This is a genomic window from Micromonospora sp. MH99, assembly GCF_021442385.1.
Taxonomy (GTDB): Bacteria; Actinomycetota; Actinomycetes; order Mycobacteriales; family Micromonosporaceae; genus Micromonospora.
Window position 1 is genome coordinate 117,483 of sequence record NZ_MUZA01000004.1, and the last position, 25,729, is coordinate 143,211.

The following is a 25,729-nucleotide window of genomic DNA, read 5'->3' on the forward strand; positions in this document are numbered from 1 at the left end:
TAAGGAGAACATTGTGAAAGCAGGAAAGGCCCTGCGCGGCGTCGCCGTGGCACTGGCCGGCACGCTCGCCCTGACCGCCTGCGGTGGCGGTGACGACGCCGACGACAGCGGCCCGGCGGCACTGCGGATGACCGTCTGGTCGGCCAACGAGGCGCACCTCAAGTTGTTCAACGAGATCGCCGACGAGTACCGCAAGAGCCACCCGGACGTGACCGAGATCAAGTTCGATCCGCTGCCGTTCGACACCTACACCACGACCCTGACGACGCAGATCGCGGGCGGGAACGCGCCGGACCTCGCGTGGGTGTTCGAGAACTCCGCCCCCGACTTCGTGGCCTCGGGCGCGCTGCTGCCGCTGGACGACACCCTCAAGAAGGCCGAGGGCTACGGGTACGAGGACATCTCCCCCGCCACGCTCAAGCTCTGGCAGAACGACGGCAAGCTGTACGCGTACCCCTTCTCCACCTCGCCGTTCGGGGTCTTCGTCAACAACGACATGGTCAAGAAGGCCGGGCAGAAGACCCCGGCCGAGCTGATCGCGGCTGGCCAGTGGAACTGGGACAACGCCCTGGCAACCGCCGCGGCGACGGCGGCGGACTCCGGCAAGGCCGGGATGGTCATCCGGGACTTCGACTACAAGGGCTGGGACAACCTGTCCACCTTCTGGACCGGGTGGGGCGCCCAGGCGTGGAGCGAGGACGGCAAGTCCTGTGGCTTCAACAGCCCGGAGATGGTCGATGCGATGACCACCCTGCACAAGGCCACCTTCACCCAGAAGGCGCTGCCGGGCCCCGGTACGACCGCCGACTTCTTCGCCGGTGACTCGGCCATGACGGTCACCCAGATCTCCCGCGCCTCGCTGCTGAAGGACGACGGCTTCGGGTGGGACCTGGTGCCGCTGCCGGCCGGTCCGAAGGGGAACTACGCGGTGGTCGGCCAGGCCGGCATCGGTGTGATGAAGAAGAGCCCGCACGCCAAGCAGGCGGCCGACTTCCTGGCCTTCTTCACCAACCCCACGAACTCGGCGAAGCTCGCCCAGTTCTTCCCGGCGCCCCGGCAGTCGCAGCTGACCGCCGAGACCCTCGCCAAGACGAACCCGAAGCTCAAGCCGGAGCAGCTGCAGAAGGTCGTCATCGACGGCATCACCAACGGCGTGGTCAAGCCCAGCCACTCCGGCCAAGCCGAGCTGAGCCAGCAGGTCCGCGCCGGACTCGACCCGCTGTGGCAGCCGAACGCGGACGTCAAGGCCGTACTCGACGGCGTCTGCACCAAGATCCAGCCGCTGCTGGCGAAGTAAGGCCAACGATCATGACCCAGACGGACACCAGGGTGGGCTCGGCTGCTGCCGGGCCCACCCCGGGCCCGGCCCGGCCGTTCTGGACCAGCCGCCGCCGGGACCAGCTCGCCGGATACGTGTTCATCGCACCGCAACTGCTCGGCAGCGTCGTCTTCGTGATCCTGCCGCTGATCCTCGTGCTCTGGTACAGCCTGCACGAGTGGAACGTGCTCGCCGGAACCTTCGACTTCGTCGGCACCGACAACTACAAGGCTCTCGCCGATGATCCCAACCTCGGTGCGGTGCTGCGCGCCACCGGACTGTTCTCCGTCGGTTTGGTGGTGCTCAACCTCGGCCTGGCGCTGCTTCTGGCAGTCCTGCTGAACCAGAGGCTGCGGGGCACGATCGTGTTCCGCACGCTGTTCTTCTCGCCCGTGGTGGTCTCGCTGGTGGCCTGGACCATCGTTTGGGGCTTCCTGCTTCAGGACAACGGCGGGATCAACGGGCTGCTCGACACCATCGGGGTGGACGGGCCGAACTGGCTGCGCGGCGAGGGCACCGCGATGGTCTCCGTGATCGTCGTGCAGGTGTTCAAGAACGTCGGCCTGAACATGGTGCTGTTCCTGGCCGCCCTCCAGGGTGTGCCGGGCGAGCTGTACGAGGCCGCCGAGGTGGACGGGGCGAGCCGCATGCGTCAGTTCTGGCGGATCACCGTACCGCTGATCAGCCCCACGATCCTGCTGACGTCGATCATCACAGTGGTCGGGTCGTTGCAGGTCTTCGCGCAGATCTCGGTGCTCACCCAGGGCGGCCCGGGCACATCGACGACGGTCCTCGTCTACTACCTGTACCAGCAGGCCTTCCAATTCCATCACTTCGGCTACGGCGCCACGCTGTCGATCGTCCTGTTCGCCATCGTGCTCGCCCTCACCGTGCTGCAGTGGCAGATGCGCAAGAGGTGGGTCTTCCATGAGTCGTGACCTGTCCCGCCGGACCAAGCTGGTGCTCTACGGCGTGCTGCTGGTCCTGGCGATCCCGTTCGTCTTCCCGACCTGGTGGATGGTCACCTCGTCGCTGAAGCCGGTGGCGGACATCTTCGCCTTCCCGCCGAAGCTCCTGCCGACCAATCCCCGGTTCGACGCCTATCAGCGGGTGTTCGAGTTGCAGCCGTTCGGGCAGCAGTACCTGAACAGCCTCTACATCGCGCTGGTCGTCACGGTCGGCACCATGGCCGTGTCGGCGCTGGCCGGGTACGCCTTCGCGCGCATCCGGTTCCGGGGCCAGAACGTGCTGTTCCTGGTCGTCCTCGCGGGCCTGCTCATTCCGAGCGAGGTGACGATCGTGCCGCTGTTCCAGATGTTCTTCAAACTCGGCCTGGTCAACACCCACTGGCCGCTGATCCTGGTGCCGATCTTCGGCGCGCCCAGCGTTCTGGCGACGTTCATCATGCGGCAGTTCTTCATCAGCCTGCCCGGTGAGTTGGAGGAGGCGGCCCGGGTCGACGGGCTGGGCCGATTCGCCACCTTCTGGCGGATCGCCCTGCCGCTGTCGCGCCCGGCGCTGGGCGCGGTGGCGATCTTCACCTTCCTGCACAGCTGGAACCTCTATCTGGAGCCGATCGTCTTCCTCTCCTCGCCGGAGAAGTTCACCCTGCCCCAGGCGCTCACCCAGTTCGTCGACGCCTACGGCGGCCCCATGTGGGACGTCCAGATGGCCGCGGCGTCGATGACCGCCCTGCCCGTCCTGGTGGTCTTCGTCATCGCGCAGAAGCAGTTCGTCGAGGGCCTCGCGCACACCGGCCTCAAGGGATGACGACACCGGTTGTCGGAATCGACATCGGCGGCACCAAGACGGCGGCCGCGCTCGTCGACCGGACCGGGCGGGTGCTGGAGCGCCGCGAGGCGCCCACCCCGGCCCGGTCCGGGCCCGAGGCCGTGCTGGACGTCGCCGCCCGGCTGGCCACGGATCTGCTCGGCGCGACCGCCGGACCGTTGGGCGTGGGCACCGCCGGCACGGTCGATCCCGCGACCGGCAGCATCCGGTACGCCACCGACAGCTTGCCCGGCTGGACGGGCATCCCGGTCGCCGACGAGCTGGCCACCCGGCTGGGTCGCGACGTGCGCGTCACCAACGACGTGAACGCCGCCGCGCTCGGCGAAAGCTGGGCCGGCGCCGGACGGGACCGCGCCCACGTCCTGCTGGTGGCCGTCGGCACCGGGTTGGGTGGGGCGATCATCCGCGACGACCGGGTCGAGGCCGGCGCCCGCGGGGCAGCCGGCGAGGTGGGGCATCTGCCCGCCCCGGGCGCCGAACGACTGCGGTGCGGATGCGGCCGCCACGGGCACCTGGAGGCGATCGCCTCCGGCAGCGGGCTGGCCGCCGCGTACGCCATCGAGACCGGCATCCATGTCACCGGGCGGACCGTTGCCGAGCGCGCCGCGACCGGAGACGGCGCCGCCCAGCGGGTCGTGGAACGGGCCGGAGCCGTCCTCGGCGCGACCCTGGCGGGATTGGTGGCGCTGCTCGATCCGGACGCTGTCCTGGTGGCCGGCGGAGCGGCCGGTTCCCTGCTGCCCGCCGCTTCGGCCGCCTACTCGGCCGAGGTGCCCGCCGGCTGGGCCGACGTTCCGCTCCTGCCCGCCACGCTGGGCACCGACGCCGTCCTCGTCGGGGCCGCCCGACTGGCCATCGACCGACCCCACATCGAAGGGACCAACAGGTGAACGTGCTCGACGACCTGGCCGGCGGGCTGGTGGTGTCCTGCCAGCCGCTGCCCGACGACCCGGGCGATCCGATGCGGGATCCGTACGTCCAGGCACGGGTGGCGGCCGCTGTGGTACGCGGCGGCGCCGTGGCGGTCCGGGTCAACGGACCGGACGACGTCCGAACCGTTCGCGCTGCCGTCGACGTTCCGGTGATCGGGCTGTACAAGCATGGCGCCGAGGACGTCTTCATCACCCCCACCGCGGCCCACGCGCTCGAGGTGGCCCTGGCCGGGGCGGAGATCGTCGCGATCGACGCCACCGACCGCCCCCGGCCGGACGGCCGCGCCTTCGCCGACACGGTCCGCGTGCTCCGCGAACGGACCGACGCACTGATCCTGGCAGACGTCGCCACCGCCGCCGAGGGCGTCGCAGCCGTCGAGGCCGGCGCGGACGCCGTCGCCACCACGCTGTCCGGTTACACACCGGCCAGCCCACCGACCGACGGGCCCGACCTCGGGCTCGTGGAGCGACTCGTCGCACTGCTGCCCGTTCCGGTCATCGCCGAAGGGCGGTACCGCAACACGGAACAGATCGGCCAGGCCTTCGAGGCAGGTGCCCACGCGGTGGTGATGGGCAACGCCGTCACCTCACCGCTCTGGATCACCCGCCGGCTCGTGCCGGCCACCCCCCGCGCGGCGAGCGCACCGAAACAGAGGAGTGAGCGATGAGAAGACGCACCCTTCTGGCCACCGGCATGGCCGGGCTGAGCACCGTGGCCGTGGGCCGGCCCGCATTCGCCGGGCCTGCGGTCACCGGGCCCGGCAAGCGGCAGCTGACCGTGGCGCTGGTCCCGTTGGACGACCGGCCCGTCAACACGTACGCGGCGCAGATGACCGCGGCCAGCGCCGGCGCCCGGGTGCAGCTGCCGCCACGGGAGACGCTGGGCCGCTTCTTCACCCCCGGCGACGGCGCCGCCATCGCCCGCTGGCTCGGCACCACGACCAGCGTCGACGGGTACGTGATCTCGGTCAGCATGCTCGCGTACGGCGGCCTGATCGCCTCCCGCACCGCCGCCCCGACGCTGGCCGCCGCCCTGGCGAACCTGGCCGCGATCCGCACCCTGCGCTCCACCCGGCCGGAGGCGGTGATCGAGGTGCACGACACCATCCAGCGCCTCGCCATCACCAGCACGGGCACGGAGCTGGATCGGTACCGCGACCTGCTCGTCTCCTGGGCGAAGCTCTACGACCAGGTGACGAACCTCGGGCAGGAGGAGCTGCGCGCCCAGCTCGACACCGTTCGGGCCCAGATCCCCGACCAGGTCGTCGAGGACTATCTGGCCGCCCGGGCCCGTAACCACCAGGTCAACCGGCTCATGGTCGAGTGGGTCGCCGACGGCACCATCAATCACCTCGTGCTCTCCGAGGACGACACCGCGCCGGTGGGCCTGGCCCGGGCCGAGCGGGTGGAGCTGGAGGCGCTCGTCGACGAACTCGGCGTCAGCGACCGGGTGGAGATCTTCCCCGGTGCCGACGAGGTCAACGCGCTGCTGGTCGCGCGGGTGGTCGCGGCCGGCACCGGCCCCACCTACCGGGTGGAGTACGCCGGCGTCTCCGGTGAGGACTGGACCGCACAGCTGGAGGGCATTCCGTTCGCGGAGAACATCCGGCGGCACGTCACCTCGGTCGGAGGACGGGTCGTCAGCCGCGACGCGGACATCGTGCTCGCCGTGAACACCCCCTCGACGGCACCGGGGCAACGGGCCGCCGACCTGGACGCCTTCGTCGGACGGATCGGCAAGCTGCTGGCCGCCGGCACCCCGCTGATCGTGGTGGACCCGCTCATCGTGAACAAGGCCGACCACGACCTGGTAGCGCGGATGGAGAGCCACCTGGACCTCGCGGCGCTGCTGTCGTACTCGGGGTGGAACACCGGTGGTAACGCGCTCGGCCTGGCGCTCAGCCACGGCACCGCCCGGTGGGCGTACCTGCGCGCCTCCGGCAGCGGGTTCGGCGTGCCCGACCTGCGCGCGCCGGGCCAGGCGCACGCCGAGTACCTGCTCTACCGGTTCGTCAAGGACGACCCGTGGAAGAACATCGTGCAGGTCGAGGCGTACGCGCACGCACGGGCGCGGGGCTGGGACCCGCTTGCGCTCACGCCCGAGCAGAAGACCTACTTCGACGGCTGGGTCAGGGAACGGCTGGTACCCGTGACCGAGCGGTACTTCGCCGACCACTTCGCCGGGCACCGCATCGTGCTGGGTCGCCGTGGCGCGAAGACGTTCACGGCGACCCTCACCCGCTTCGAGTCGGCGCGTGTCGAGCTGCCGTGGGACCGGCTCTTCGAGGTGATCCTCGAACCTCGGCTGCAACTGGCCTGACCGGTAGCCGACCCCGCACATCGGACGCTGCCGAGATGCCGGACGAGCCTGATGGCCGACCGGCATCTCGGCACGCACGAGCGGCGGTAGGCGGCGAGTTCTGCCCACCGGGTCGGGATGTCAGGTGGAGCCGATGGCGTCCCTCCGGCACGATGCCGGAATGATGCTGCTGGTCGCCGCCGGCGACATCGTCGGCGTCCAATGACCACGACCGAAAGATCCACTGCTATGGCCCGCACCACACCTGCGCGTCCCCTGGACATCAGCGCGCTCTTCCCCGAACTGCGGGACCATTCCACGACCACTACCCGCCTGCATCCCCGGCCTGGCGCTCCGACCGTCAGGGACAGCTCGGTCGGCGGACCGCTGCTGTGGCCGGCCGACGAGGAATGGCCGGTCTGCGACGACGCGGGCGCGCACGAGCCGTACAACCTGACCACCCCGGCCGCCCTGCGCCGCCGGCGGGAGATCTTCGCGACCGCAGAGGCCCGGGAGCCACTGGCGGGTGGGGACTTCCTGACTGCGAAGGAGCGGGCCGAGCTCGATGCGGCCGACGCTCTGGACCTGGACGACCTGATCGAGGATCCGATCCCGCTGGTCCCGGTCGCGCAGCTGTACCAGCGAGATATCCCGGACTACGCCGGTCCGGACGCCACCGACCTGCTCCAGGTGCTGTGGTGCCCGGTGGACCATTCGGATCGGCACTACAGCCCTCGCGTCTTCCTCTACTGGCGCGACAGCTCCGCCGTCGGCCCGCTGCTCGAAGCGCCCCCCGAGCCGCCGGTGATCAGCGACATGTACCTGCCGGTTCCGTGCGTGGTGCACCCCGAGCAGGTCCGTGAGTACCAGTACGCCGATCTGCTCCCCGATGACCTACGCGAGCGGCTCGACGAGTGGGACGACGACGAGGACGACAGCCGTCCCCACTATCAGAGCGACTTGTCGTTGGCGCCGGGATGGAAGGTCGGCGGGTACGCGAACTGGTCGCTGACCGATCCGTACCCGATGGACTGTGCTGCCTGCGGCACCGCGATGACGATGGTCTTCGCCGCGGACTCGGGCGACTGGAACGGCATCCACTGCAGCTGGCGCCCGCTCGAGGAGAACCCGACCGCGTCCCCGGACATCGTCGGTGTGCAGATCGGGCGCGGCTACTCGCTGTACACCTTCCGCTGCCCCGGATCATTCGATCATCCCCCGGCCACCGCTATGCAGTGACGCTGCCTCCCACCTCGGTGAACGCGGCGGCGTGGTCGGTGGCCCACTGCCGGAATGTTCCCGGTGGTCTCCCGAGTTGGTCGGACACCGTCGAGGTGACGTGTGCGGGCTGTCCCATCGTCGCGTTCCATGCGGCCAGCAGCATGTCCGCCGCCGAGCGCGAGGACTCCGGGGTCTGACGCCGGAATTCGTCGGGTGGTAGTTCCTCGAACGTGATCGCGCGGCCCAGCACGTCGCCGATGATGCTCACCTGTTCGGCCTGACTGAGCGACTCGGGGCCGGTCAGGACATAGTCACCGCCGGCGTGCCCGTCTTCGTACAGGGTTCGTGCGACGACCGCGGTGACGTCCCGGTCGTCCACGGGGGCTGTCTCTGCCGCGCCGTACGGCCAGCGGACCACGCCGTCCGAGCGGATGGAGGCGGCCCACCAGAACAGGGCGTTCGATGCGAACATCCCTGGTCGAATGATCGTCGATTCGAGTCCGCTGGCCGCGATGAGTTGCTCGATCTCGGCGTGCAGCGCTGCCATCGGGTTCGGTTGCTGGAAGAACGGGTGCGGGGTCCGGTGTGGTGCGGACAGGTAGACGACGCGCTGCGCGTGGGCGGCCAGACGATCGATCACGGCGGCTGCGGTCTGCGGCGGCGCGGTCCAGACGAGGAAGACGGTGCTGACGGCACGTAGTGCGGCGTCGAGCGATTCGGGCACGGTGAGATCGCCGGTGATGACGTCGACGCCGGTGGGCAGTGTCGCCGCCGACTCGGAGCGACGCACGAGGGCGCGGACCGGCACCCCCGCGTCGGTCAGCTGGTCGACCACGGCGCGGCCGATCCGGCCGGTCGCCCCCGTGACGAGCACCGGGGATCCGGCTGCGGGTGGCACGGCATCGTGCCGTCGTGCGGCGGCTGTCGGGTTCGTCTGCTTCATGGCGCTCAGTAAAACGTTACCGGGTAAATAAAGCAACTCGGTAACAAATGCTACTCTGTGACAGTGATCGAGTCGGCCGGGCTGCGGGCGCGCAAGAAGCTACGAACGCGGGACGCCATCGCGGACGCGGCGATCTCCCTGTTTCTGGCGCGCGGGTTCGACCACGTGTCGGTGTCCGACATCGCCGCCGCGGCCGAAGTATCGAAGCCGACGCTGTTCCGCTACTTCCCGACCAAGGAAGACCTGGTCCTGCACCGTTTTGCCGACCACAAGGGCGAGGCCGCCCGTGTCGTCGACAGCCGAGGTCCCGATGTTCCCCCGATGACAGCCCTGCACCGGCACTTCCGGGCGGGCCTCGATCGTTTCGAGCCGGTCACCGGCCTCAACGATCATCCCGAGGTGATCGCCTTTCACCGGCTGGTATTCGCCACCGCGAGCCTGACGGGGCGGCTCACGCAGTACCAGCTCGACGACGAGGCCGCACTGGCCGCCGCCCTCGGCTCGGGCATCGCAGGGCGACTGCAGGCCGCCCAGGTGGTCGCCGTTCAACGCGTACTCGCCCGGACCAACTGGCAGAAGATCGCCGACGGGCGGACCGCACACGATGTGCAGCCCGAGGCGATCGCCGACGCCGACCACGCCTTCGCCCAACTGAGCCACGGCAGCATCTAGTCCGTCACGCCGGCAGCGATCCCGCACGCTCCGCGAGTCGCCGGCTCACCGGAACGTCAGGCTGGTCGGTGGGTGCCGGACGCCAGGTCCGCGCTGTCCGTCAGGCGGTAGACGACGAGCGTCTGCTCGGGCCGCTCGGCGACGTGGAACGCGCTGTGCGACACGGTGATCACACCCAGCCGGGGATGCCGTAGGCGCTTGCGGCCCGCGTGGCTGAACTGGATGTCGTACTGCGGCCACCACTCGCGCACCTCGGGGCTCGCCTCGCTCAGCTCGGCCACCAGCCGGGCCACGCGGGGGTGGCCGGGATGCCGTCCCGCGATCATCCGCAGCCGCGCCAGGACGGCGCGCGCCTCCCACTCCCAGTCGACCAGCACATCGCGAGCGGCGCGGTCGGTGAACATCCAACGCACGACGTTACCGCCCGGCCCGATGCCACCGAACAGCTCCGCCGCGGCTTCGTTGATCGCGAGCACGTCGTAACAGATGCCGGTGACGTACGCCGGATTGTCGCCCAGCAACGCCGGAACGCCCGCGACCTCGGGCGCGACCTGCTCGGGGGCGTCCTCCCCGGGCGTCGTGACCCCACCGGCGAGGCGGTGCAGGTGCTCCTGCTCGGCGGCGGTGAGCCGCAACGCCCGGCCGAGAGCGTCGAGAACCTGGCCGGAGGGGCGTACGTCGCGCCCCTGTTCGAGATAGGTGAGCCAGGTGGCGCTGATGCCGGCCAGCAGGGCCAGCTCCTCGCGGCGCAACCCGGGCGTGCGGCGGCGCCCGGTGACCGGCAGGCCCGTCTCGGCCGGAGTCACCCGCTCCCGGCGGCTGCGCAGAAACGCGCCAAGCTCGGCACTCACCCTAGAACCCACCCACCCTGGGACCTCCAGTACCAGAATAAAACGATTCTGGATACCACCTTACCGCCGCGCGAAGGTTGACTCATGCGAGCTTGGACTGTTGCTTCACATGACGATGACGTACGCCTCCGCGACGTACCGGCGCCCACCCTCCAGGGCGGCGGCGTGCTCGTGGAAGTGCTCGCCGCGCACCTTCCGGCGTACACGAAAATGGTGGTCGGTGGTAACCGCGGCGGCCTGCCGGTCCCGCTGATCCTGGGTCCCTCCTGCGTCGCTCGCGTGACCGACGTCGCGCCCGACGTGTTCCATGTCGCCCCGGGCGACATCGTGCTGGACACCGCGCTGCTGGACGCGGGCGACAACGACGAGATCCTGGTGGGCTGGATCGGTCTGGGCGGTTCCGGCGCCGGCAGCGAGCGCACGGACCGGATGCGTACGGTGTGGCACGACGGCGTCTTCGCGGAGCGCGCGCTGTGCGCCAAGGAGACGATGGTCAAGCTGCCCGGTGCGGAGAACTACCCGGACCCGGCCCGCCTGGCGTTCCTGCCGTGGCTCTGCATCGCCGCCTCGGGTCTGCACGCGGCGGGCCCGCTGGCCGGCCGGGATGTCGCGGTGATCGGCGCGACGGGTCAGCTGGGCGGCGCGGCGGTGCTGGTGGCGCTGGCCGAAGGCGCGGCGACGGTCACGGCGGTGGGCCGCAACAAGGAGTCGCTCGACCGGTTGGCCGAGCTCAGCCCCCGGGTACGCACCCACCGACTGACCGGCGACCGCGCGACGGACGCGGCGGGAATCGGCCCGGTGGACGTGGCCCTGGACACCCTCGGCGGAGCGTACGACGGGCCTGGCCTTCGTAGCCCTCGTCCCCTGACCGTCGGGTGCGGGTGCTGCCAGGCCCCCCGTGGCCGCCTGGCAGCACCCGCTCGGCAACAGACCGGGTACCTCGGTGGGTGCGCCGGGACAGAGGGAAATCCGTACCGATGCGCACTCCCCTTACATCACCTGGTTCGCTCGATGACGCCGGCGGTGCCGAAGCCGTTGGGCGAGGCGGCCCCGCTACCCCAGAAGGACGAGGTGCCCGGGACGTTGGCCAGGGCGTCGAGGCTCGGGTCGTTGCCGCCGACCTTCGGCCCGTACGCGACACTCCACCGGCCGCCGGTGTAGCGCAGCAACAGCGTGCCTGGGTACTCGATGTACGGCGGGATCGGATTCGTGCCGCTGATCCACACATTGCCGTTCGCGTCACCGGCGACGGCGTACGCCCAGCCGGCGGGTGCAGGTCCGGCCACCCGCTGCCACGTCCTGCCGTCCCAGTGCAGGATGACCGGCTTGGGAGCGGAGTCGTAGTCCTGGGTGCCGACCGCCCAGGCGTCGGCCGACGAACGAGCCCACACACCGGTCAGCTGGGTGCTGGGAACCGATGGCAACGCCGCCACCCGCCACACGCCACCGACCCGCTGCACGATCGTCGGCTCCGGGTAGGGGGCGTCGGCGACGTACCTGTCACCGGCGGCGAAGATGCTGCCGTCCCGGGTGCTCGAGACCACTCGCAGGACACCGTTGTACTGCTCCGTCCCCGGTACCGCCACCCGGTTGAACTGACCTGTGTCGCCTTCGACGACGAGAGGCCGGGAGCCGTCGTGGCCGACCAGCACCGCCCGTCCCCCGCCGGTGGCCGCCACGTCCAGCAACGCCGAGGGCCCTGTCGAGGTCCCCAACGGCGCGTGTCCCGTCCAGGTCTGGCCGTTGAAGTGCCCGGCGTACGACTGGCCGCGATCCCCGATGCCCACCGTCCAGACGTCCCCGGCGCTCGCCGCATCCACCTTGTACAGCACGAACGCCTCGTGCGGCAGTCGCCGCTCCGTCCACGCCTGCCCGTTCCACTGCAACAGCGCGTAGGGCTCGTCGATCGAGTATCCGGTGTAGGTCGACGCCTGGTAGCCGACCGACCAGGCACTGTCCGGGCCGGTGGCGACCACGTCGGTCAACCGGCTGTCCGGGATCAGCGGAGGCACCGTCGCCCTCCACGTCGACCCGGTGGCGGCCACGACCGCCGTCGCCGGCAGGATCGATGCGCCTGCTGCCACCGTGGCGAGCGTCGCCGCCGACAGCCAGCTCCGTGCCAGTGATCCCATAACGGCCCTCTTCCTCGATTGGTAGCTGGCCTTCAGCGTCGCGCTCGTCAATGGCTCACGCGCGCCCGATTCGCCTTCCGTAACGAAGGCGTAAGAACGTCGATGCGTGCACCGCTGCGCCCTGACCAGCCAATCCCGTCGTCTTGGCGACGATGGCGTGGTGCTGGTGACCGGTACGCCCCTGGACCGCGGTTCACCAGGTCAGCGGTTCCGGCTTCCCGCCCTCCAGGTTGAGATACGCCGAAAGCTCGGCGCCACGCTGAGGCTCGGTGGCCGAGTCGGCGGGCGGCTGCAGCCCGAGACCGCTGTAGAGCAGGCGCCGGTGCGCGGTCACCGTGGCTTCGACACCGTCCAGGTATTCGAACGTGGCGGACCTCAGCCGGCCGGACGTGGTGCGCACAGCGATCACCCAGGCCGCGACGAGGAGCACTGTGCACACGATGCGGGGCGTCGCCTGGAGACGACCGGTCCAGATCAGGGGCAGCCAGACGATTGCGGCACAACTCAGTGCCCACTGCTGGACCAGACCCAGCACCGTCGCGCTGCTGGCCGCCAGCCGCTTGTACGTCTCGTCCGGGAGCACCTCGAGCAGCACCGGCCAGCAGACGGCCAGATCCAGGCCGTACGCGTCGAGAACGCGCCGCAGCGCCGCGGCCCGGGCGTTGCCGATCCGGGTCGGCGCCAGGGCGTCGTGGTCGTCCGGACCGGCCACCGGCGGAAACCGCTGCCGCTCCGGATCGTCGCGCTCGGCGGTGGCCCGACCCACGGCGCGCTGACGGCGAGCCATCTGCGCCCGGCGTCGCCTCGCGAGCCAGGCGCGGCCGACGGCGTGATCCGGCCACTCGCCGCCGATCAGCGCGAGCACCCGCCCGGCGGCCGCGCTCAGCAGCGAGGCGGTTCCGATGACCAGCACCGCGGCCAGCACAATCAGCACCACGTCACCGGCCGATCCGTTGGCGTGCGCCCAGCACGCGAGATCGTGCCGGCGGGCGCACGTGTCGGCGCGCAGCAGATCGGACCGGCCGAGCAGCAACAGACCAGCCCCGAGCAGCCAGAACAGCAGCGCCGAGCCGAGCAGGTAGGACTTCCACCGCGCGGCGAGCGTGTTCGTCATCGAACCGACGAGTGGGCCCACGGTCAGTCGGCCAGCATGAGCTGCGTGCGGGAGTGCCACGGGTTCGGGCAGTGGTCCTGCTGGGCCGGGTGGAACCGGTCACCCCAGGTCTCGTAGCCGCAGGCCGGCACCGGGCAGGTCCAGCGGCGGGACGGGCGCCGGCGATCGGCCGTGGGGGCGATGATCTCACCCCGTGCGCCGGTCGGCGCGGCGTGCCGCCGCCGGTACAGCGCCCGCAGTTCAGGGTTCTGCCCGAGCAGACTCTGGGCGCGCAGGACGAACGCTTCCGGATCGGCGCCGTGATCGGCGAGCAGTGCGGTCAGTTGATTGCGCGCCGAGGACGGCAGGGTGTCGAACTCAGGGTCTTCGGCGAGCTCCGCCAGCCGGTGACGCCACAGCTCCACCTCAGAATGGGCGGCGTGGATCGGGTCGGACGCCCGCTCATCCGTCATGCCGACACTCTCGCATTGTTGCGCCACATCGGACTGTCAGATGACCGACGGCCAAATGGATACCGACCATTCGTCGGTTGACCATTTTTCGGCCACCCCGAAACCATGGTGGCATGGATCAGACCTTCTCCCCGCCGCCCTCGTCCGTCGGACACCGGCGCCGCCCGTGACCGCCGGTTGCGTCGACGTTCACCTGACGCTCCAGCCGGGTCCTCCGGGCACCATCGCGGTGACCATCGCGGTGCCCGACAACGGTCTGATTCCGCCGTGGAAAGACGACTATCTCCTGGCGGACACGCCGGCGGTCCTCGAGGAGTACGTGTCCGATGTGGTCACGTTCGCCGAGAGCGACCAACCGCAGGACCTCACCAGACCCGGGGATCTGTACGAGAATCTCTTGTTCGCCGGCGCAGTCCGCACGAAGTTCGCCGAGATGCGCCGAACTCTCGCCGGTCGCGCCCGGATCCGTGTTCTGCTCACCGGCGCCGCGGAGATCGTCGACCGCAAGTGGGAGGCAGCGCCGATCCCGCGCGTCCTCGGTGGCTTCACCGTCCTGGGGCAGGAGCCGGACGTGTCCCTGGTGCGGGTCGTGGACGGCCCGACCTCGCGACCGCGTGCCGTGCCGAGCAGGCGGGTCGTGGTGGCCACCGCCACCGACCTGTCCGGCCATCACCTGCTGCCCGACGGTGAGTCGGTGTCCCTCCGCACGGCATCCGGTCGTGCGCCGCGGGACGCCGCGTTGATCCGGGACGCGCTGCAACCGGCTCGCTTCGAGGTGGTGACGCTCGACGGCGTGACCAAGCAGCGGCTCCGCAGCGCGCTGATCGACCGGAGCTATGCGGTCGTCTTCTGCGGCCACCACGTCGCGGCGCCGGCGCCCGGGCTGCTGGTGCACGCCGACGACGAGGACGCTCCCGCGACTGCCGAACTGCTGAAGCACAACTGGGTGGCGGCCAACGTCACCGACGCGAAGCCGGCCCTGGCCGTGCTGGTCGCCTGCGGCAGCGGTGAGCCGGTCGGCCCGTACGGCTCACTCGCCCGGCGGCTGGCCGAGGGTGGGGTCCCGCTCGTGGTGGGCATCTACGGCACGGTCAGCCACTACGACGCCGAGCAGTTCGTCGCCACGTTCTTCGAACAGCTGGTGCTGGGAACCCCGGCCGACCTGGCCGTGGCCGGAGCCCGTTCGGGGTTCAGCCGGCACGACGCGCTTCCCGTCCTGTACACGCACGGCCTTGCCTTCCTGGACCAACGGGCGCCCGCGCCGGAACTGCCGACGCCGGACACGTACCAGACCTGGGCGCTGACCCGGTCCTGGTCACCGGGCACCTCCGCCCTGCCCGTCGACGACGCTCGGCGGGTCGGCCTCGACCTGATCTGCACCCTGGACCGCGGGCCGGCAACAGTCGTGCTGGCGGACGCGAAACGTCGCAGCCGCGCTCTTGGTGACGCGCTCACCGCGGCCGAGGAGACATTCCAGCACGAGGCCACCCGTCGGCGGCGTACGTTCGCGCGCCGTCGCTGGTACGAGTACGAGGCGGCCAACAACATCCCGGACACCGCGGAAACCTGGCTCCAGCTTGCCGGAAACCCGCCGGCGCTCCGCGCTGTCCTGGAGAGCCGCCCCGACGGCGCGACTCTCGGCCTCGTCGTGACCGCCGAGACGCCCGCGACCCAGTGGGAATACGGCGGTGAATGGGCGAAGCGGATCGCGATGTTCGCCGCGTTCCGCGACGCCGAGCTGCCCGGGGCGGCGCTGGTGCTGCGGATCGTCTCCCCGGAGCCGCTCGACGCGGTGCTGGCCGCCCAGGATGTCGCCGCCCGCCTCGACGGGCAGCGCGTCGAGTTGCTGTGCCACGTGCTTCCGTGGACCACCAGCCGGGTGCAGCGTGCCAGATCCGTGCTGCTGCCCGGTGACGGCCCGGCCGGTTTCGGCGCCGCGGTCGCCGAGGTCCGGCAGCGGTACGGCCTCGACGCCCCGACGCCGCCGGTCGCCGGGGGCAGCCGGCCCACACCGATCGCCGCCGCCGTGCAGGCCCTGGTCGCCGCGGTGAACGCGGACTCGCCGGGACTCGCCGCCGAGGTCGGTCTGCTGCTGGACGTGCGCGACTGGTTGCGCGACTGCTACGAGCCGCTGCTCGCCGCGTACGCCCGGGACCGCGCCGGGCCCGGCCGGTACGCCGCGCTGATCGCCGCCGCCGCGACGGACGACCACCTGGATCACTGGCTCGACGAAGCCATCAAGGCCGGTCGTCCGCCCCTGCCCGACGAGGCGCCCGCCCAAGTCATGCGCACCGAGGTGGTCGACGCCCTGCTCTGGGCGCTGCACCGACGCCGGCCCACCGACACGGCGACCCGGGACCTGATCGAGGGCTGGCTTGAACTGCGGGACGGCGAATCGGTCCAGCGGCTGATGGGCACCCCGCGGGCGGAATTCGGGAACGGCCGCTGGGCCGAGGAGGATCCCGCGGTCGTCCGCCGCTGGGCCCGTGCGGTGCGGCTGGGCCCGGAGCACCTGGCCCGCGCGTTCCCGGACCGGCCCGGTTACTGGGCGGCGCTGTCGCAGATGCCGCTCAAACCCGAACTGGTCGAGCGGGTGCTCACGCTCGACCCGCCCTTCCCGCTGGTGGTCGGTCTCTCGAACACCACGGGCTCCACCGGGGCCGACGTCACGGACGCCGACCTCGTCGCCGTGCTCCGGCACGCCTACCTGCCGCCGAACCGACCCGAGAGAGCGTGACCATGCTGCTCGCTGACTGGCACTTCTGCTGTTCCATCCGCCTCCAGCCGAGCGACACCCGGGCGTACCTGTCGCTGTTGGAGGTGCTGCGAACACCGCACGCACGGTCGACAATGGTGCAACTGGCGGCCGGCCGGATCGCCACGATCGAGCGGCTGCAGCAGGTCTACGCGATTCCGGCGCTCGTGGACGCGGCGCGGCGCTGCACGGACGCCGCGACGGCCGAGCACCTCACCGCCGCCCTGACGGCCACGATCGGCCCGGAGGCGCCGCCGGCGCTGGTGCACCTGCTCCGCCGGCTCGGCGCGGCCACCGAGCAGGAGATCGTCGAGGCGCTGTCCGCCGTACCTGTCGCGTCACCGGCCACCGGGCCGGCCCAGGGCACCCGCCTCCACCTCGACCTGCCGGGCCGAGCGACCGACGTCGCGGTACTCGCGCTCCTGCGCAGTGCCGCCGAGGCCGCGCCCCGGGCGGTCGCGGCTCACCTGGAGCAGCAGCCGGACTACGTCGAGGCGGTACTCGACGGCGAGCTGGGCCGGCTGCCGCAGCTGATCGCGATGGAGGCCGCGGGCGCCTCCGGGACGGACGGCGCCAAGCTGGTCGCCCGGCTGCTCGGCACGTCCGGCAACAGCGGCCTGGCGCAGCCCGACGTGCTCGAGACCATGGCCCGGCTGCTGTTCGCCGCGCGGCCGGCGGACGGTCGCGACACCGCCACGGTCGTGGCGGACATCGAGCGGGAGGCCGTCGGCTTCCGGCGCCTCGACGCCCTGCACAGGCGCGTCGGCGGGCCGCCACGGGCCGACGCGTTCGCCTGGCTGCGTGGCGAGCCGGAACCCCTGCTCGGCAGGCTGCTCTGGCAGACGGTTCTGTGGCAGGTCGCGGCGGAAGTGGATCCGGCGTCGCTGGCGACCCGGCTGAGCCGATGGTGGAACGCCCCGCCGTTCGCCGGCCCCAAACGCGGCAAGGGCCCGGCCCGGGTGTGGCTGCCGTGTGACTCGTCGGAGCTGAAGAGGTTCCAGGCGGCGATCGGGGATCTGCTCCGACTCCGGATGCCGCCCGGCGCCGAGGCCGGTGAGATCGAGGTCAGGTCGGGCGACCACGACCGGATGCCGGTGCCGACGGCGAGCCTGCTGTTCTCACCCTGGCTGCACCGCCGCGACGCCGTCTTCAACCCGATGGCCGTCCGCGACCAGGCCGAGGACGGCAACAGGCGCAAGCACACGGTCGCCGATGGCACGTTCCCGCATCTCGGCGACAAGTCCGCCCTGGTGCGCCTGTTCGGCGCGATCGCGGTGGCCGGCACCCTGCTGGCCGCCACCGGACCGCAGCCGCCGGCGTACCTGATCGACCTGATGGTGCACGCGGCGGACGTGCTGGGCGGGTACCGCCTGCGGACCCACCTCGGCAACCGGGAATCGCTGGACGCGGCAGGCGACGACGACGCCTTCCTCAACGGCCCGATGACCGGCCTCGCCCTGTACACGCAGGACTTCCTGCGCCGCATCGGCAGCGGCGAGGCGACCGCCGGCGCCGACGGCGACGCGCGACCGTCGCTGCCGCCCGCCCTGGTCGCCGAACGGTTGCGGCAGACCGTCCGGTACGAGCCCGGCGACCGGGGCAAACGGCTGGTCGGAACCCACCCGCAGCAGGCACTCAACCTGTTCCAGGAGGCGGCGACGATGGTCGTCACGCACTGGGCCTACGAGGCGTACTCCGGGCAGGTCGACGTCCCCGTCCGGGCGGCGTCGGCGGCCTGGTACGCCGGCACGGACGGGCCCACGCCCGCCGAACAGATGATCGCGCTCGCCATGACCGAGATGTGGCAGTACAACCCGGCAACCGCGTCACGGCGGCTCCTCGAACCGGCGACCCTCGCGCTGGAGGCGTTCCCATCGCTCTTCGACGCGGTCAACCGCGCGGAGTGGGACTGGCTGGACTCGTTCGTCGAGGGCCGCAAGGTCGGCACCCGGCAGGTGCTGCTCGCACCCAACCTGAAGGTCGACGAATGGCAGCGGGTCACCATCCCCGAGCCCGGTCCGCTGGTCACGGTCGACCTCGCCATGATGACGCTGCGGCTGGAGGCGTTGCTCGCCGACGGCCGGGCCGTGGGCGAGCACGCGGACTGGATCGCCGAGTGGAGCCGGCGCGTGTCCCGGTTGAACGAGCCCAAGAACCTGCCCCGTGACATCCGCCGTCGGATGCTCGACCTGCTGGACGTGCCGGTCGCCGAGCAGAACGACGCAACGGTACGCCAGGTCCAGGAGCTGGTGATCGACGCGGTGGCCGAGTTCTCGGTCAACGCGCCGCGCTATCTCGACCTGCTCGTCGCCAAGCTGACCGGGGTGCTGCCGATCGGCGAGTCGACCACGGCGAAGCTGCGTCAGCGGCTGTTCCGTGCGCTGCTGAACAGCACCGGCGAGCGTGCGGCGACGGCCAGCCCGTGGAGTGGGTACGCCCAGTCGATCGGCGCCGCGCAGCGCACCCAACTCCTGGAGCGTTTCGTCGCCCGGGTGGGGATGACCGCGGGGCACGCGCTGACGACCTCGCCCGCACAGTGGCAGTTCCACCGCGGCGGGGCGTTGGTGCCGGCGCCCGCCACCCAGGCGTACGACCCGCGGTTGGTCGCCGCGGTGTTGCGGCACGGCTACGAGTTGGCGCAGGTGCCGATGAACGTCTCCCTCACCACCTTCGGGTCGTACCGGATTCCGCGGGGCGACGCCGTCGACCTGTTCGCCGCCGACGCGCGCCGTGAGGAGCGGCTGCCGGCCGGGCGGGCCTGGGTCAGCGGCATCGTGGCGGCGGCCGAGCGGCGGCAGAACGAGCGGCGCGTCCTGGTCAACTGCGGATTGGGTGGCAGCCCGCCCGGCTTCGCGACAAACCTGTCGCTGGAGATCGGCGACCTGGTCGCCGTGCAGCTCGACAGCGGGACGATCCGGGCGGTGGAACGCCTGCACACACGGCCGCCGGCACCGGACGAGGTCCGTAAGGCCGACTTCACCATCCGGGCCGACGTGGTGAGCCTGGCGGTCGCGGGCCAACACTCCCTGCGAACGGTGTACCAGCACCGCCGCGGCATCTCGCTGCCCGCGTTGGTACACGACTACTGGGACCCCGACATCTCCGCGTCGTACCACCGCAGCACCGAGGTCACCGGATCGACGATGGTGCGGTGGGACGAGGAGCACCAGGTATGGCTGCCCACGGACCGATCTTTCGCCCACTTCCTGAGCGCCGAGCTGACCGCCGCCGCGCCGGCGACCACTGTGGTGCTCATCGAGCGGGTGATGACGCACGGCGGCGAGGCGTGGCGGGTCTGCACCAGCCCAGGCGCGGTGTATCTGCTGGCCGCCGCCGTCTGGACACCGGCCGCCCGCGCTCGCCTGGCCGACTGGCGGCTGGCCCGGCAGCAGCGCGAGGAACTCGACGGCAGCGGCGGCGAGACCGACGACAACGGTCTGCTGATCCATGTCCGCCTCGGCGGCGCCGCCGACGGTCACCCGCAGCTCGACCTGGCCGACGAGCCGCCGGCCGGGTCGCGGGAGCGGTGGCGCGACCTCGCGCCGGGGCCGTTCGACGACCGCAACCTGCGCTGGCGGCAGATGTTCGCCACGACCGACGTGCACGTGGCGACCTGGAACGGCACCGAGTGGACTATGTCGACCGGCATACCGGAGATCGCCGAGAGCGTGGTGATCCGCAGCCCGCTCGACGGCGGCGCGAGCCGGTCGATGGCGTTCGAGCTGTATCCGCACAGCTGGAACAGCGCCAGTCAGCGCACCGGAGTGGTGCGCGGCCGCACCACTCTGGAGTCGCGCTTGGACGATTTCGCCGATCCGGGTGACCGGTTCGCGTCATTGCGTTACGTCCAGGAAGGCGACGTCTTCGACATCAAACCGGTCAACGGGCGCGACGTCCAGGCGTCGCTCAAGGGACACACCCTGGACGGGTTGCCCGTCGAGATCGACTTCGACTCGCTCACCATGGACGCCACCCTGGCCGACGGTCTGGCCGCCGGCCGGACGGTGGTCGTACGGTCGATCCGCACCAGGCCGGCGGACCACCGCCAAGACCCGGTCCCGGTCAGCACCGAGGTCCTCGAGAGCACGATGCGCGAGGCGGACCGGGGACGGCTCACCCAGCTCGAGGGCCCTCGTCGCAACGTGGCGGGGCTCGCCGCACGGGTCCTGTACGGAGCCACGAGGGACGTGTGCGGCGTCTGGCTCGAGGACCACGCCGGCGACGCCTTCTACTGCGAGGCGCCGATGACCGCCTTCTCGGCGCTGCCCCGGCGGCCCGGCGATCCGGTGTGGGCCGTCCACCATGCGGGTGGGTGGTCGTTCGAGGCGACCCCGCGCATGGTGAACGTCCGGGCGCTGTGGTCGACGCGGTTCATCGGATCGGATCAGGTGACCGGCACGGCGCTGTATCTCGGAACAACGCAGCTGCCGCCCGTAGCCATCGGCGATCTGATCCAGCGCACCGAGACCGCCGAGGTCCTCATCGCGACGCCGGGCCGGACGACCCGCCGACATCTGGAGGGGCTGTCCGGCCGCCGGCGCCTGGACGTGCCGCCCGGTGCCGGCCGAGTGGAGTCCACCTGGGAGTTCCCCGACGGCGGCACCCGCCGGAGCCGGGTCCGTCTCCGGCTCGCGGGCAACCGGTACCTGTACGGGCAGGCGGACGTCGGAGCCTTCGGCCGCACCGGGGACAGCTGGGCCGACCTGCGGATCACCGCCGAGCCGCACGATCTGGCGGACGGTACCAGCATGGTCGACATCCGCCGGACGTTCCTGCCGGGCCGCTGGACGGTGCGGACCGCGCCGGACCGCTCGAACGACGACCACCGCCTCCGCGACCGGTTCGAGGCCTGGGAGCAGGGCAGCAACCGGCACGTCACCGGCAGGCTGCGCGGCGTACGCGCCGAACTCGACGGGCTGCACGTCCCCCTGCACGCCGCCGACTCCGCGGTGTCGTGGACCGCCGAGGTGCCGCTGCCTGCGACGGACACGCCGTGGGTGCCCGGCCGGGACGACTACCTCGCCTCGGATGCCCGGTTCCTGCTGAGCCGGGACCCCTCGACACAGCAGTGGCAGGCGTCGTACCGCGACGCCACGCCGCTGACCGTGGAACAGCTGGCCCGCCGCCTCGGCCACGGAGGCGGCAGCGCGGGCACCGCTCGTTTCCCGCGCCGGATGTACTTCGCCGGGCTCGACGAGTCGGGCGCCTACCGGTTCGAGTGGGGGTACGGCTGGACCGTGCTGGCGCCCGCCAACTGCGTCCGGGCCGGATCGCAGTACGCCCCGTCGCTGTTCTACGGCGACCGCGTCGAGGCGGTCTCCTTCGAGCGGGTGACCGGTGACGACGGCGCCGAGCGTCTGGTCCTCGCGATCGACCCGGCCGATCTGTGGTGGGAGATCGAGCACCAGATCTGGAGCGACGACGCCAAGGCCGTGCAACTGGTGACGGCGGTGGTCGACCCGGTGGCCCGCACCGTCGACGTCCGGAGCGCGATGGTGCGCAACGACAGGATGACCAGCGGATCCCAGCTGTCACCGGCCGCCCGGGAACGCCGGCTGCGCAACGCCCGCTTCGACCGGGCCTCGGTCGAACGGATCATCGCCGCGTTGCCCGCCACCGCGCGCGACAGCACCCAGCCGTACGAGACCACCCTGCTCGCCGAGGTGGACCGTGGCGCGCAACCCAGCGCCGACCAGCCGTACCTCTCGTTCTCGTTCCTCACCCCCAACGGTGGGCGCGAGCGAGGGCTGCGGCCCGGGCACCGGGTGCTGATGGAGTCGGGCCGGATCCAGCGCGGCGGCTTCGGCGACTTCCGCAACGACATCTACGTGTCATTCCGCTTCTCCGACGACGTCCTCGGCGCCGCCGACGAGCCGATCGAGGTACGGGTCTACCGGCGCTACTTCTCCTATCGGGAGGCGACGCTGCGCAACGCGCTGGAGCGTCAGGAGGCGAACGAGCCGACCGAGGTGCCGAGCCGGATGTGGGTGTCGCTCGACCGCTCCCCGAACGGCACGTCCGGGCGGGTGTGGCGAGGCGACACGATCCTGGTGCCGCCACGGCGGTCGGAGACCCTGAACACGTGGCTGGCGGCCCACTCGACTGCGGTCTTCGCCACGGTCGGCAAGACGTGGCCCGACGGCCGCGTCGTCGTCGAGCTCAGCCCTGGCGTGCTCGCCCAGTTGGTCGCCGACTCCCGTACGACCCGAGGGTTGCAGAAGGGCGACATCGTCACGCTGCGCTGGGCGGGCGACCGCGTGGTGGTGACTCCGGCCGTGTCGGCCGACGCGTCGTTCGTGGACGGTGCCGGCCGGCCGGCGACGCTGCTGCCGATGGACAATCTGCTCCGCCGACCGGCGGAGTACGCCCAGAACGGCGGCACGTTCACCGTGGTGTCGTTGCCGAACCAGCCGGTGCAGGGCGGCCGGCACACGGCGTCGCTGATGAGCAGGGACCACCCGAAGCTCGCCGTGATCAAGGCCCACGCCGGCGGGAAGGCAGTCATCGACGCCACCGACGGGATCCGCGCGGCCACGGTCGGGGTCGACGGCGACGATCAGCCCGTGCTCACCGCCGTGTCCACAGACGCGCCCGAGCCACCGCCGGTGGTCGGCTGGCACCGGTTGTCCTTCGCCGACCGGCCGACCAGCCGGATCGCCCGGCACTGTCGCGCCGGCCGGTGGCAGTACCACGACCTCAGCACCGGGAGCTGGACCGAACTGCCCGACGGCGGCCTGACCACGAGAGCGCAGGAACTGCCGGCCCGCGCGACGCCGGCGAACGACCCGCTGTTCTTCGACGACCGGTGGTCGCTGCGGTACCACCCCGAGGACCTGCGCAGGTACGCGTACCCGGCGATCCAGCTGATCGAGGACGGCGCCGCCGGCCAGGTGCGTACCTTCCCGGTCGCCGGGGTGCTCGACGGCGGGCACGGCATCTGGGTGGAGCTCGCGCCGGGCCGGATCGTCGAGGTGCCCGGCAGCATCCTGCGCGCCCCCGGCACCCCGACGAGTCTGGAGAAGTTCTGCTGGCGGGACGTGTCGCCGGGCGACGAGGTGACGCTGCGTACCGTGATGTCCTCCCCGCTCGCCCTCAAGCCGCTGGACCTCGTCGCGTGGTCGCCCGGCCCGCGCGGTTACCTGGGCCGCAACCGCGCGCTGCTCGTGGTCACCGGGCACGATGGCGAGGCCGGCAGCATCACCCTGGCCGGCGGGACCTGGCAGCTCACCTACCCGGCGGACGGGGACCTCCAGCTCCGGCTGCCGGTCGGCAGCTACTGCTGGCTGGACCGGGACAACGAGCTCACCCCCGCCACCGCAGCCGACCTGCCCGAGCGCGGCGACGTCCTGCTGGTGACCTGGCGGTCCGGTGAGGTGAGCGCGGCCGGCCTGCCGCACCTGCGGTGCGAACCCGCCGAACTCACCACCGACAACCGGACGACCTGGCTGTCGGAGGCGCTCAGCCGGCCCGCGGACCGGGCGCGCATCCTGGACGCGGTCGGCGGTTACCTCCCGGTTCGCGTGCTGGATCGCGACGGGACGACAGCACGGGTGACGCCGGTGACGGCCCGCACGGCCTCCACGTCGGGGCAGATCGTGCAGTTGCGGGTACTCGGTGGCCTCGGCAACGGCCAGGTGCTGGCTCAGCACGGCCGGGCGCTGCTGAGCGTAGAGCTGAAGGCGATGCTGCCGGGCCTGCCCGGCCGGCTGGCACCGGACGTGATCGCCTGGCTGCGCGACAGCCGCACACCGGTGTGGATGCACGTCGACACCCGCCAGCGGCTGGTGTCGGGTGCTCGGGCGACGGCGTACGGCACCGACGCCCGGGTCGAACCGATGACCGTCGTCGGCGACGAGACGGCCCCGGAGGGCATCGTCTGCCGCGACACGTCGTCGCTGGCCCTGCGCTGGCTGCCCGCCCAGCAGTGTTCGTGGGCGACCGGTCTGACCGCCTCCGCGTTGCGGACCGCCATCGTGGAGCACCACGCCGCGGAGGAGCCGCTGCACGTGGTGGTCCGGGACAACGCCACCGTGTCGGTGACGATGACGCCAGACGCGGTGCACCGGCGGGCGCAGCTGACCCCCGGCAGCGCCGTGCGGGCCGTGCTGATCGCGCCACTACAGCCGCTGGACGACCTGCACCGGCGCTACCTGGCCCGCCTCTACCCGGAGGGTCAGCTCGCCGAACTGGTCTCCGAGGGTGACCTGCGAGTCGGGGCTGACGCGGCGCCGATGCCGATGCTCGTCACGCAGCGGTCCGTGCCGCAGCGGACCCTGAGTCTGGTCCAGGCGGGCAAGCAGCGCACGAGGCTCGACATCTGCGGGTGGATGGCCGAGTCGCTGGGCGGCACCGCCGTGCCGGCGCGGTTCGCGGCGTACGTGGACGCCGGTTCCGCGCCGTCGAGCCGCCCCGTCGTCGAGCCGGAGTACGAGGCCGACCTGGCGGTCCTCCGGGAGTTCGGCGCGCAGGAGCGGTCACCCGGTGCCGCACCGGCACCGCTGCCCGCCCTGGTGTCCTGGCTGGAGAAGTACGGCCCCGCGCTGTTCGACGGTGCCACCCGCCCCGCCGAGATCGATCTGGCACCGGCGCTGGCCGCGGTGCTGCTGCTGCGCCGGCTCGGTCAGGACGGCAACGGACTCGCCAGCCGCCAGGCGGTGCACCTGACCCGCCGGCTCGGCGCGTGCGCCGCACGGTCGCTGCACCTGGGCCCGCTCGCGAAGTACCTGCACGATCCGTCCGCGCGAGCCACGGCGGGCGGTCAGCTGGAACGCCTGACCGCCGTCGACCTGCGCGGCCTCGACGTCACCGGGAAACCGGATCTGCGTTTCGCCGGCTCGCTGCGCGAAAACCAGGTCAGCGAGCTCAAAGCGTTCTGCCGCGGTGTCATTGGCCGCTCGGCGGGCCGGGTGGCGGAGCAGGACGTCGTCAAGCTCGCCGCAGCGCTGCTGGCCGCCGTCGGCGACGCCGAATACGCCGACCTGCTCATCGGCGTCAAGGACTGGCAGCTGACCCGGCTCGCCGCACTGGGGCGTGCGCTGACGCCGAACACCGTCGACTTCGTCGCCCAACCGCACCTGGAGGAAGCGCAGGCGCGGCTGCTGCGGAGAATCCTGCAGCGCACCCTCGGGGACGGATTGCCCACGACGATGCTCGTCGCGCCGTACCAGCCGACCGACGACCGGGAGCGCGACTATGCCCGGCGCCTGCTGGACTGGATGAAGGAAGCGACATGATGATCAGGACTCGCCA

15 protein-coding genes are annotated in these 25,729 nt (G+C 71.6%); 10 read left to right on the plus strand and 5 right to left on the minus strand.

The genetic code is table 11. The features are described 5' to 3' along the window. Nucleotides 1-13 precede the first annotated feature (13 nt). The 7 genes from B0E54_RS03690 (at nucleotide 14) to B0E54_RS03720 (ending at nucleotide 7,579) form a co-directional block, all read left to right on the plus strand. The gene (locus tag B0E54_RS03690) at nucleotides 14-1,297 is read left to right on the plus strand and encodes an ABC transporter substrate-binding protein (protein ID WP_234581822.1); all 1,284 of its coding nucleotides are present in this window, start codon (nucleotides 14-16) and stop codon (nucleotides 1,295-1,297) included. An 11-nt stretch (nucleotides 1,298-1,308) separates the two neighbouring features. Then, a complete protein-coding gene (locus B0E54_RS03695) occupies nucleotides 1,309-2,256 on the plus strand; it encodes a carbohydrate ABC transporter permease (protein WP_234581823.1) in 948 nt (315 codons plus the stop codon). Next, on the plus strand, nucleotides 2,246-3,088 hold the full coding sequence (locus tag B0E54_RS03700; RefSeq protein WP_234581824.1) for a carbohydrate ABC transporter permease: 843 nt from the start codon (nucleotides 2,246-2,248) through the stop codon (nucleotides 3,086-3,088). Before B0E54_RS03695 ends, B0E54_RS03700 begins: the two co-directional genes overlap by 11 nt. After that, nucleotides 3,085-3,999 carry an ROK family protein gene (locus tag B0E54_RS03705; RefSeq protein ID WP_234581825.1) on the plus strand — a complete coding sequence of 305 codons (915 nt, stop codon included), beginning with the start codon at nucleotides 3,085-3,087 and terminating at the stop codon, nucleotides 3,997-3,999. The genes B0E54_RS03700 and B0E54_RS03705 overlap by 4 nt, the downstream gene beginning before the upstream one ends. Then, nucleotides 3,996-4,709: an N-acetylmannosamine-6-phosphate 2-epimerase gene (locus B0E54_RS03710; protein WP_234581826.1), complete on the plus strand. Its 714-nt coding sequence runs from the start codon at nucleotides 3,996-3,998 to the stop codon at nucleotides 4,707-4,709. The genes B0E54_RS03705 and B0E54_RS03710 overlap by 4 nt, the downstream gene beginning before the upstream one ends. Continuing rightward, nucleotides 4,706-6,361 (plus strand): DUF4127 family protein, encoded by a 1,656-nt coding sequence (locus tag B0E54_RS03715; RefSeq protein WP_234581827.1) that lies wholly within the window; start codon nucleotides 4,706-4,708, stop codon nucleotides 6,359-6,361. The genes B0E54_RS03710 and B0E54_RS03715 overlap by 4 nt, the downstream gene beginning before the upstream one ends. A gap of 228 nt (nucleotides 6,362-6,589) precedes the next feature. Next, the gene (locus B0E54_RS03720) at nucleotides 6,590-7,579 is read left to right on the plus strand and encodes a hypothetical protein (protein ID WP_234581828.1); all 990 of its coding nucleotides are present in this window, start codon (nucleotides 6,590-6,592) and stop codon (nucleotides 7,577-7,579) included. Here the strand turns inward: B0E54_RS03720 and B0E54_RS03725 are convergent. Further along, a complete protein-coding gene (locus B0E54_RS03725; RefSeq protein WP_234581829.1) occupies nucleotides 7,569-8,504 on the minus strand; it encodes an NmrA family NAD(P)-binding protein in 936 nt (311 codons plus the stop codon). The genes B0E54_RS03720 and B0E54_RS03725 overlap by 11 nt on opposite strands. A 63-nt stretch (nucleotides 8,505-8,567) precedes the next feature. On the opposite strand from B0E54_RS03725, the gene B0E54_RS03730 reads away from it, so the two are divergent. Beyond that, the gene (locus B0E54_RS03730) at nucleotides 8,568-9,176 is read left to right on the plus strand and encodes a TetR family transcriptional regulator (RefSeq protein ID WP_234581830.1); all 609 of its coding nucleotides are present in this window, start codon (nucleotides 8,568-8,570) and stop codon (nucleotides 9,174-9,176) included. Between the two features lie 56 nt (nucleotides 9,177-9,232). On the opposite strand, the gene B0E54_RS03735 is transcribed toward B0E54_RS03730, so the two are convergent. From B0E54_RS03735 to B0E54_RS03750, 4 genes are all read right to left on the minus strand, one after another. Next, the gene (locus B0E54_RS03735) at nucleotides 9,233-10,027 is read right to left on the minus strand and encodes a helix-turn-helix transcriptional regulator (RefSeq protein WP_234581831.1); all 795 of its coding nucleotides are present in this window, start codon (nucleotides 10,025-10,027) and stop codon (nucleotides 9,233-9,235) included. A 995-nt stretch (nucleotides 10,028-11,022) separates the two neighbouring features. Continuing rightward, complete coding sequence (locus B0E54_RS03740; protein WP_234581832.1) at nucleotides 11,023-12,111, minus strand: hypothetical protein; 1,089 nt, start codon at nucleotides 12,109-12,111, stop codon at nucleotides 11,023-11,025. Between the two features lie 241 nt (nucleotides 12,112-12,352). Beyond that, entirely contained in the window at nucleotides 12,353-13,273 is a 921-nt protein-coding gene (locus B0E54_RS03745; RefSeq protein ID WP_234581833.1) for a hypothetical protein, read from the minus strand. A 23-nt stretch (nucleotides 13,274-13,296) separates the two neighbouring features. Continuing rightward, a complete protein-coding gene (locus B0E54_RS03750) occupies nucleotides 13,297-13,725 on the minus strand; it encodes a hypothetical protein (RefSeq protein ID WP_234581834.1) in 429 nt (142 codons plus the stop codon). 229 nt (nucleotides 13,726-13,954) lie between these two features. On the opposite strand from B0E54_RS03750, the gene B0E54_RS03755 reads away from it, so the two are divergent. Further along, nucleotides 13,955-16,462, plus strand: coding sequence for a CHAT domain-containing protein (locus tag B0E54_RS03755; RefSeq protein WP_234581835.1), 2,508 nt, complete (start codon nucleotides 13,955-13,957; stop codon nucleotides 16,460-16,462). Nucleotides 16,463-16,464: 2 nt separating this feature from the next. Next, entirely contained in the window at nucleotides 16,465-25,713 is a 9,249-nt protein-coding gene (locus B0E54_RS03760; protein ID WP_234581836.1) for a hypothetical protein, read from the plus strand. The last annotated feature ends 16 nt before the right edge of the window (nucleotides 25,714-25,729 follow it).

Coding starts and splice junctions, on each gene's coding strand:
- B0E54_RS03695 (WP_234581823.1), top strand. CDS start 1,309: ATGACCCAGACGGACACCAGGGTGGGCTCGGCTGCTGCCGGGCCCACC.
- B0E54_RS03700 (WP_234581824.1), top strand. CDS start 2,246: ATGAGTCGTGACCTGTCCCGCCGGACCAAGCTGGTGCTCTACGGCGTG.
- B0E54_RS03705 (WP_234581825.1), top strand. CDS start 3,085: ATGACGACACCGGTTGTCGGAATCGACATCGGCGGCACCAAGACGGCG.
- B0E54_RS03715 (WP_234581827.1), top strand. CDS start 4,706: ATGAGAAGACGCACCCTTCTGGCCACCGGCATGGCCGGGCTGAGCACC.
- B0E54_RS03720 (WP_234581828.1), top strand. CDS start 6,590: ATGGCCCGCACCACACCTGCGCGTCCCCTGGACATCAGCGCGCTCTTC.
- B0E54_RS03725 (WP_234581829.1), bottom strand. CDS start 8,504: ATGAAGCAGACGAACCCGACAGCCGCCGCACGACGGCACGATGCCGTG.
- B0E54_RS03745 (WP_234581833.1), bottom strand. CDS start 13,273: ATGACGAACACGCTCGCCGCGCGGTGGAAGTCCTACCTGCTCGGCTCG.
- B0E54_RS03750 (WP_234581834.1), bottom strand. CDS start 13,725: ATGACGGATGAGCGGGCGTCCGACCCGATCCACGCCGCCCATTCTGAG.
- B0E54_RS03760 (WP_234581836.1), top strand. CDS start 16,465: ATGCTGCTCGCTGACTGGCACTTCTGCTGTTCCATCCGCCTCCAGCCG.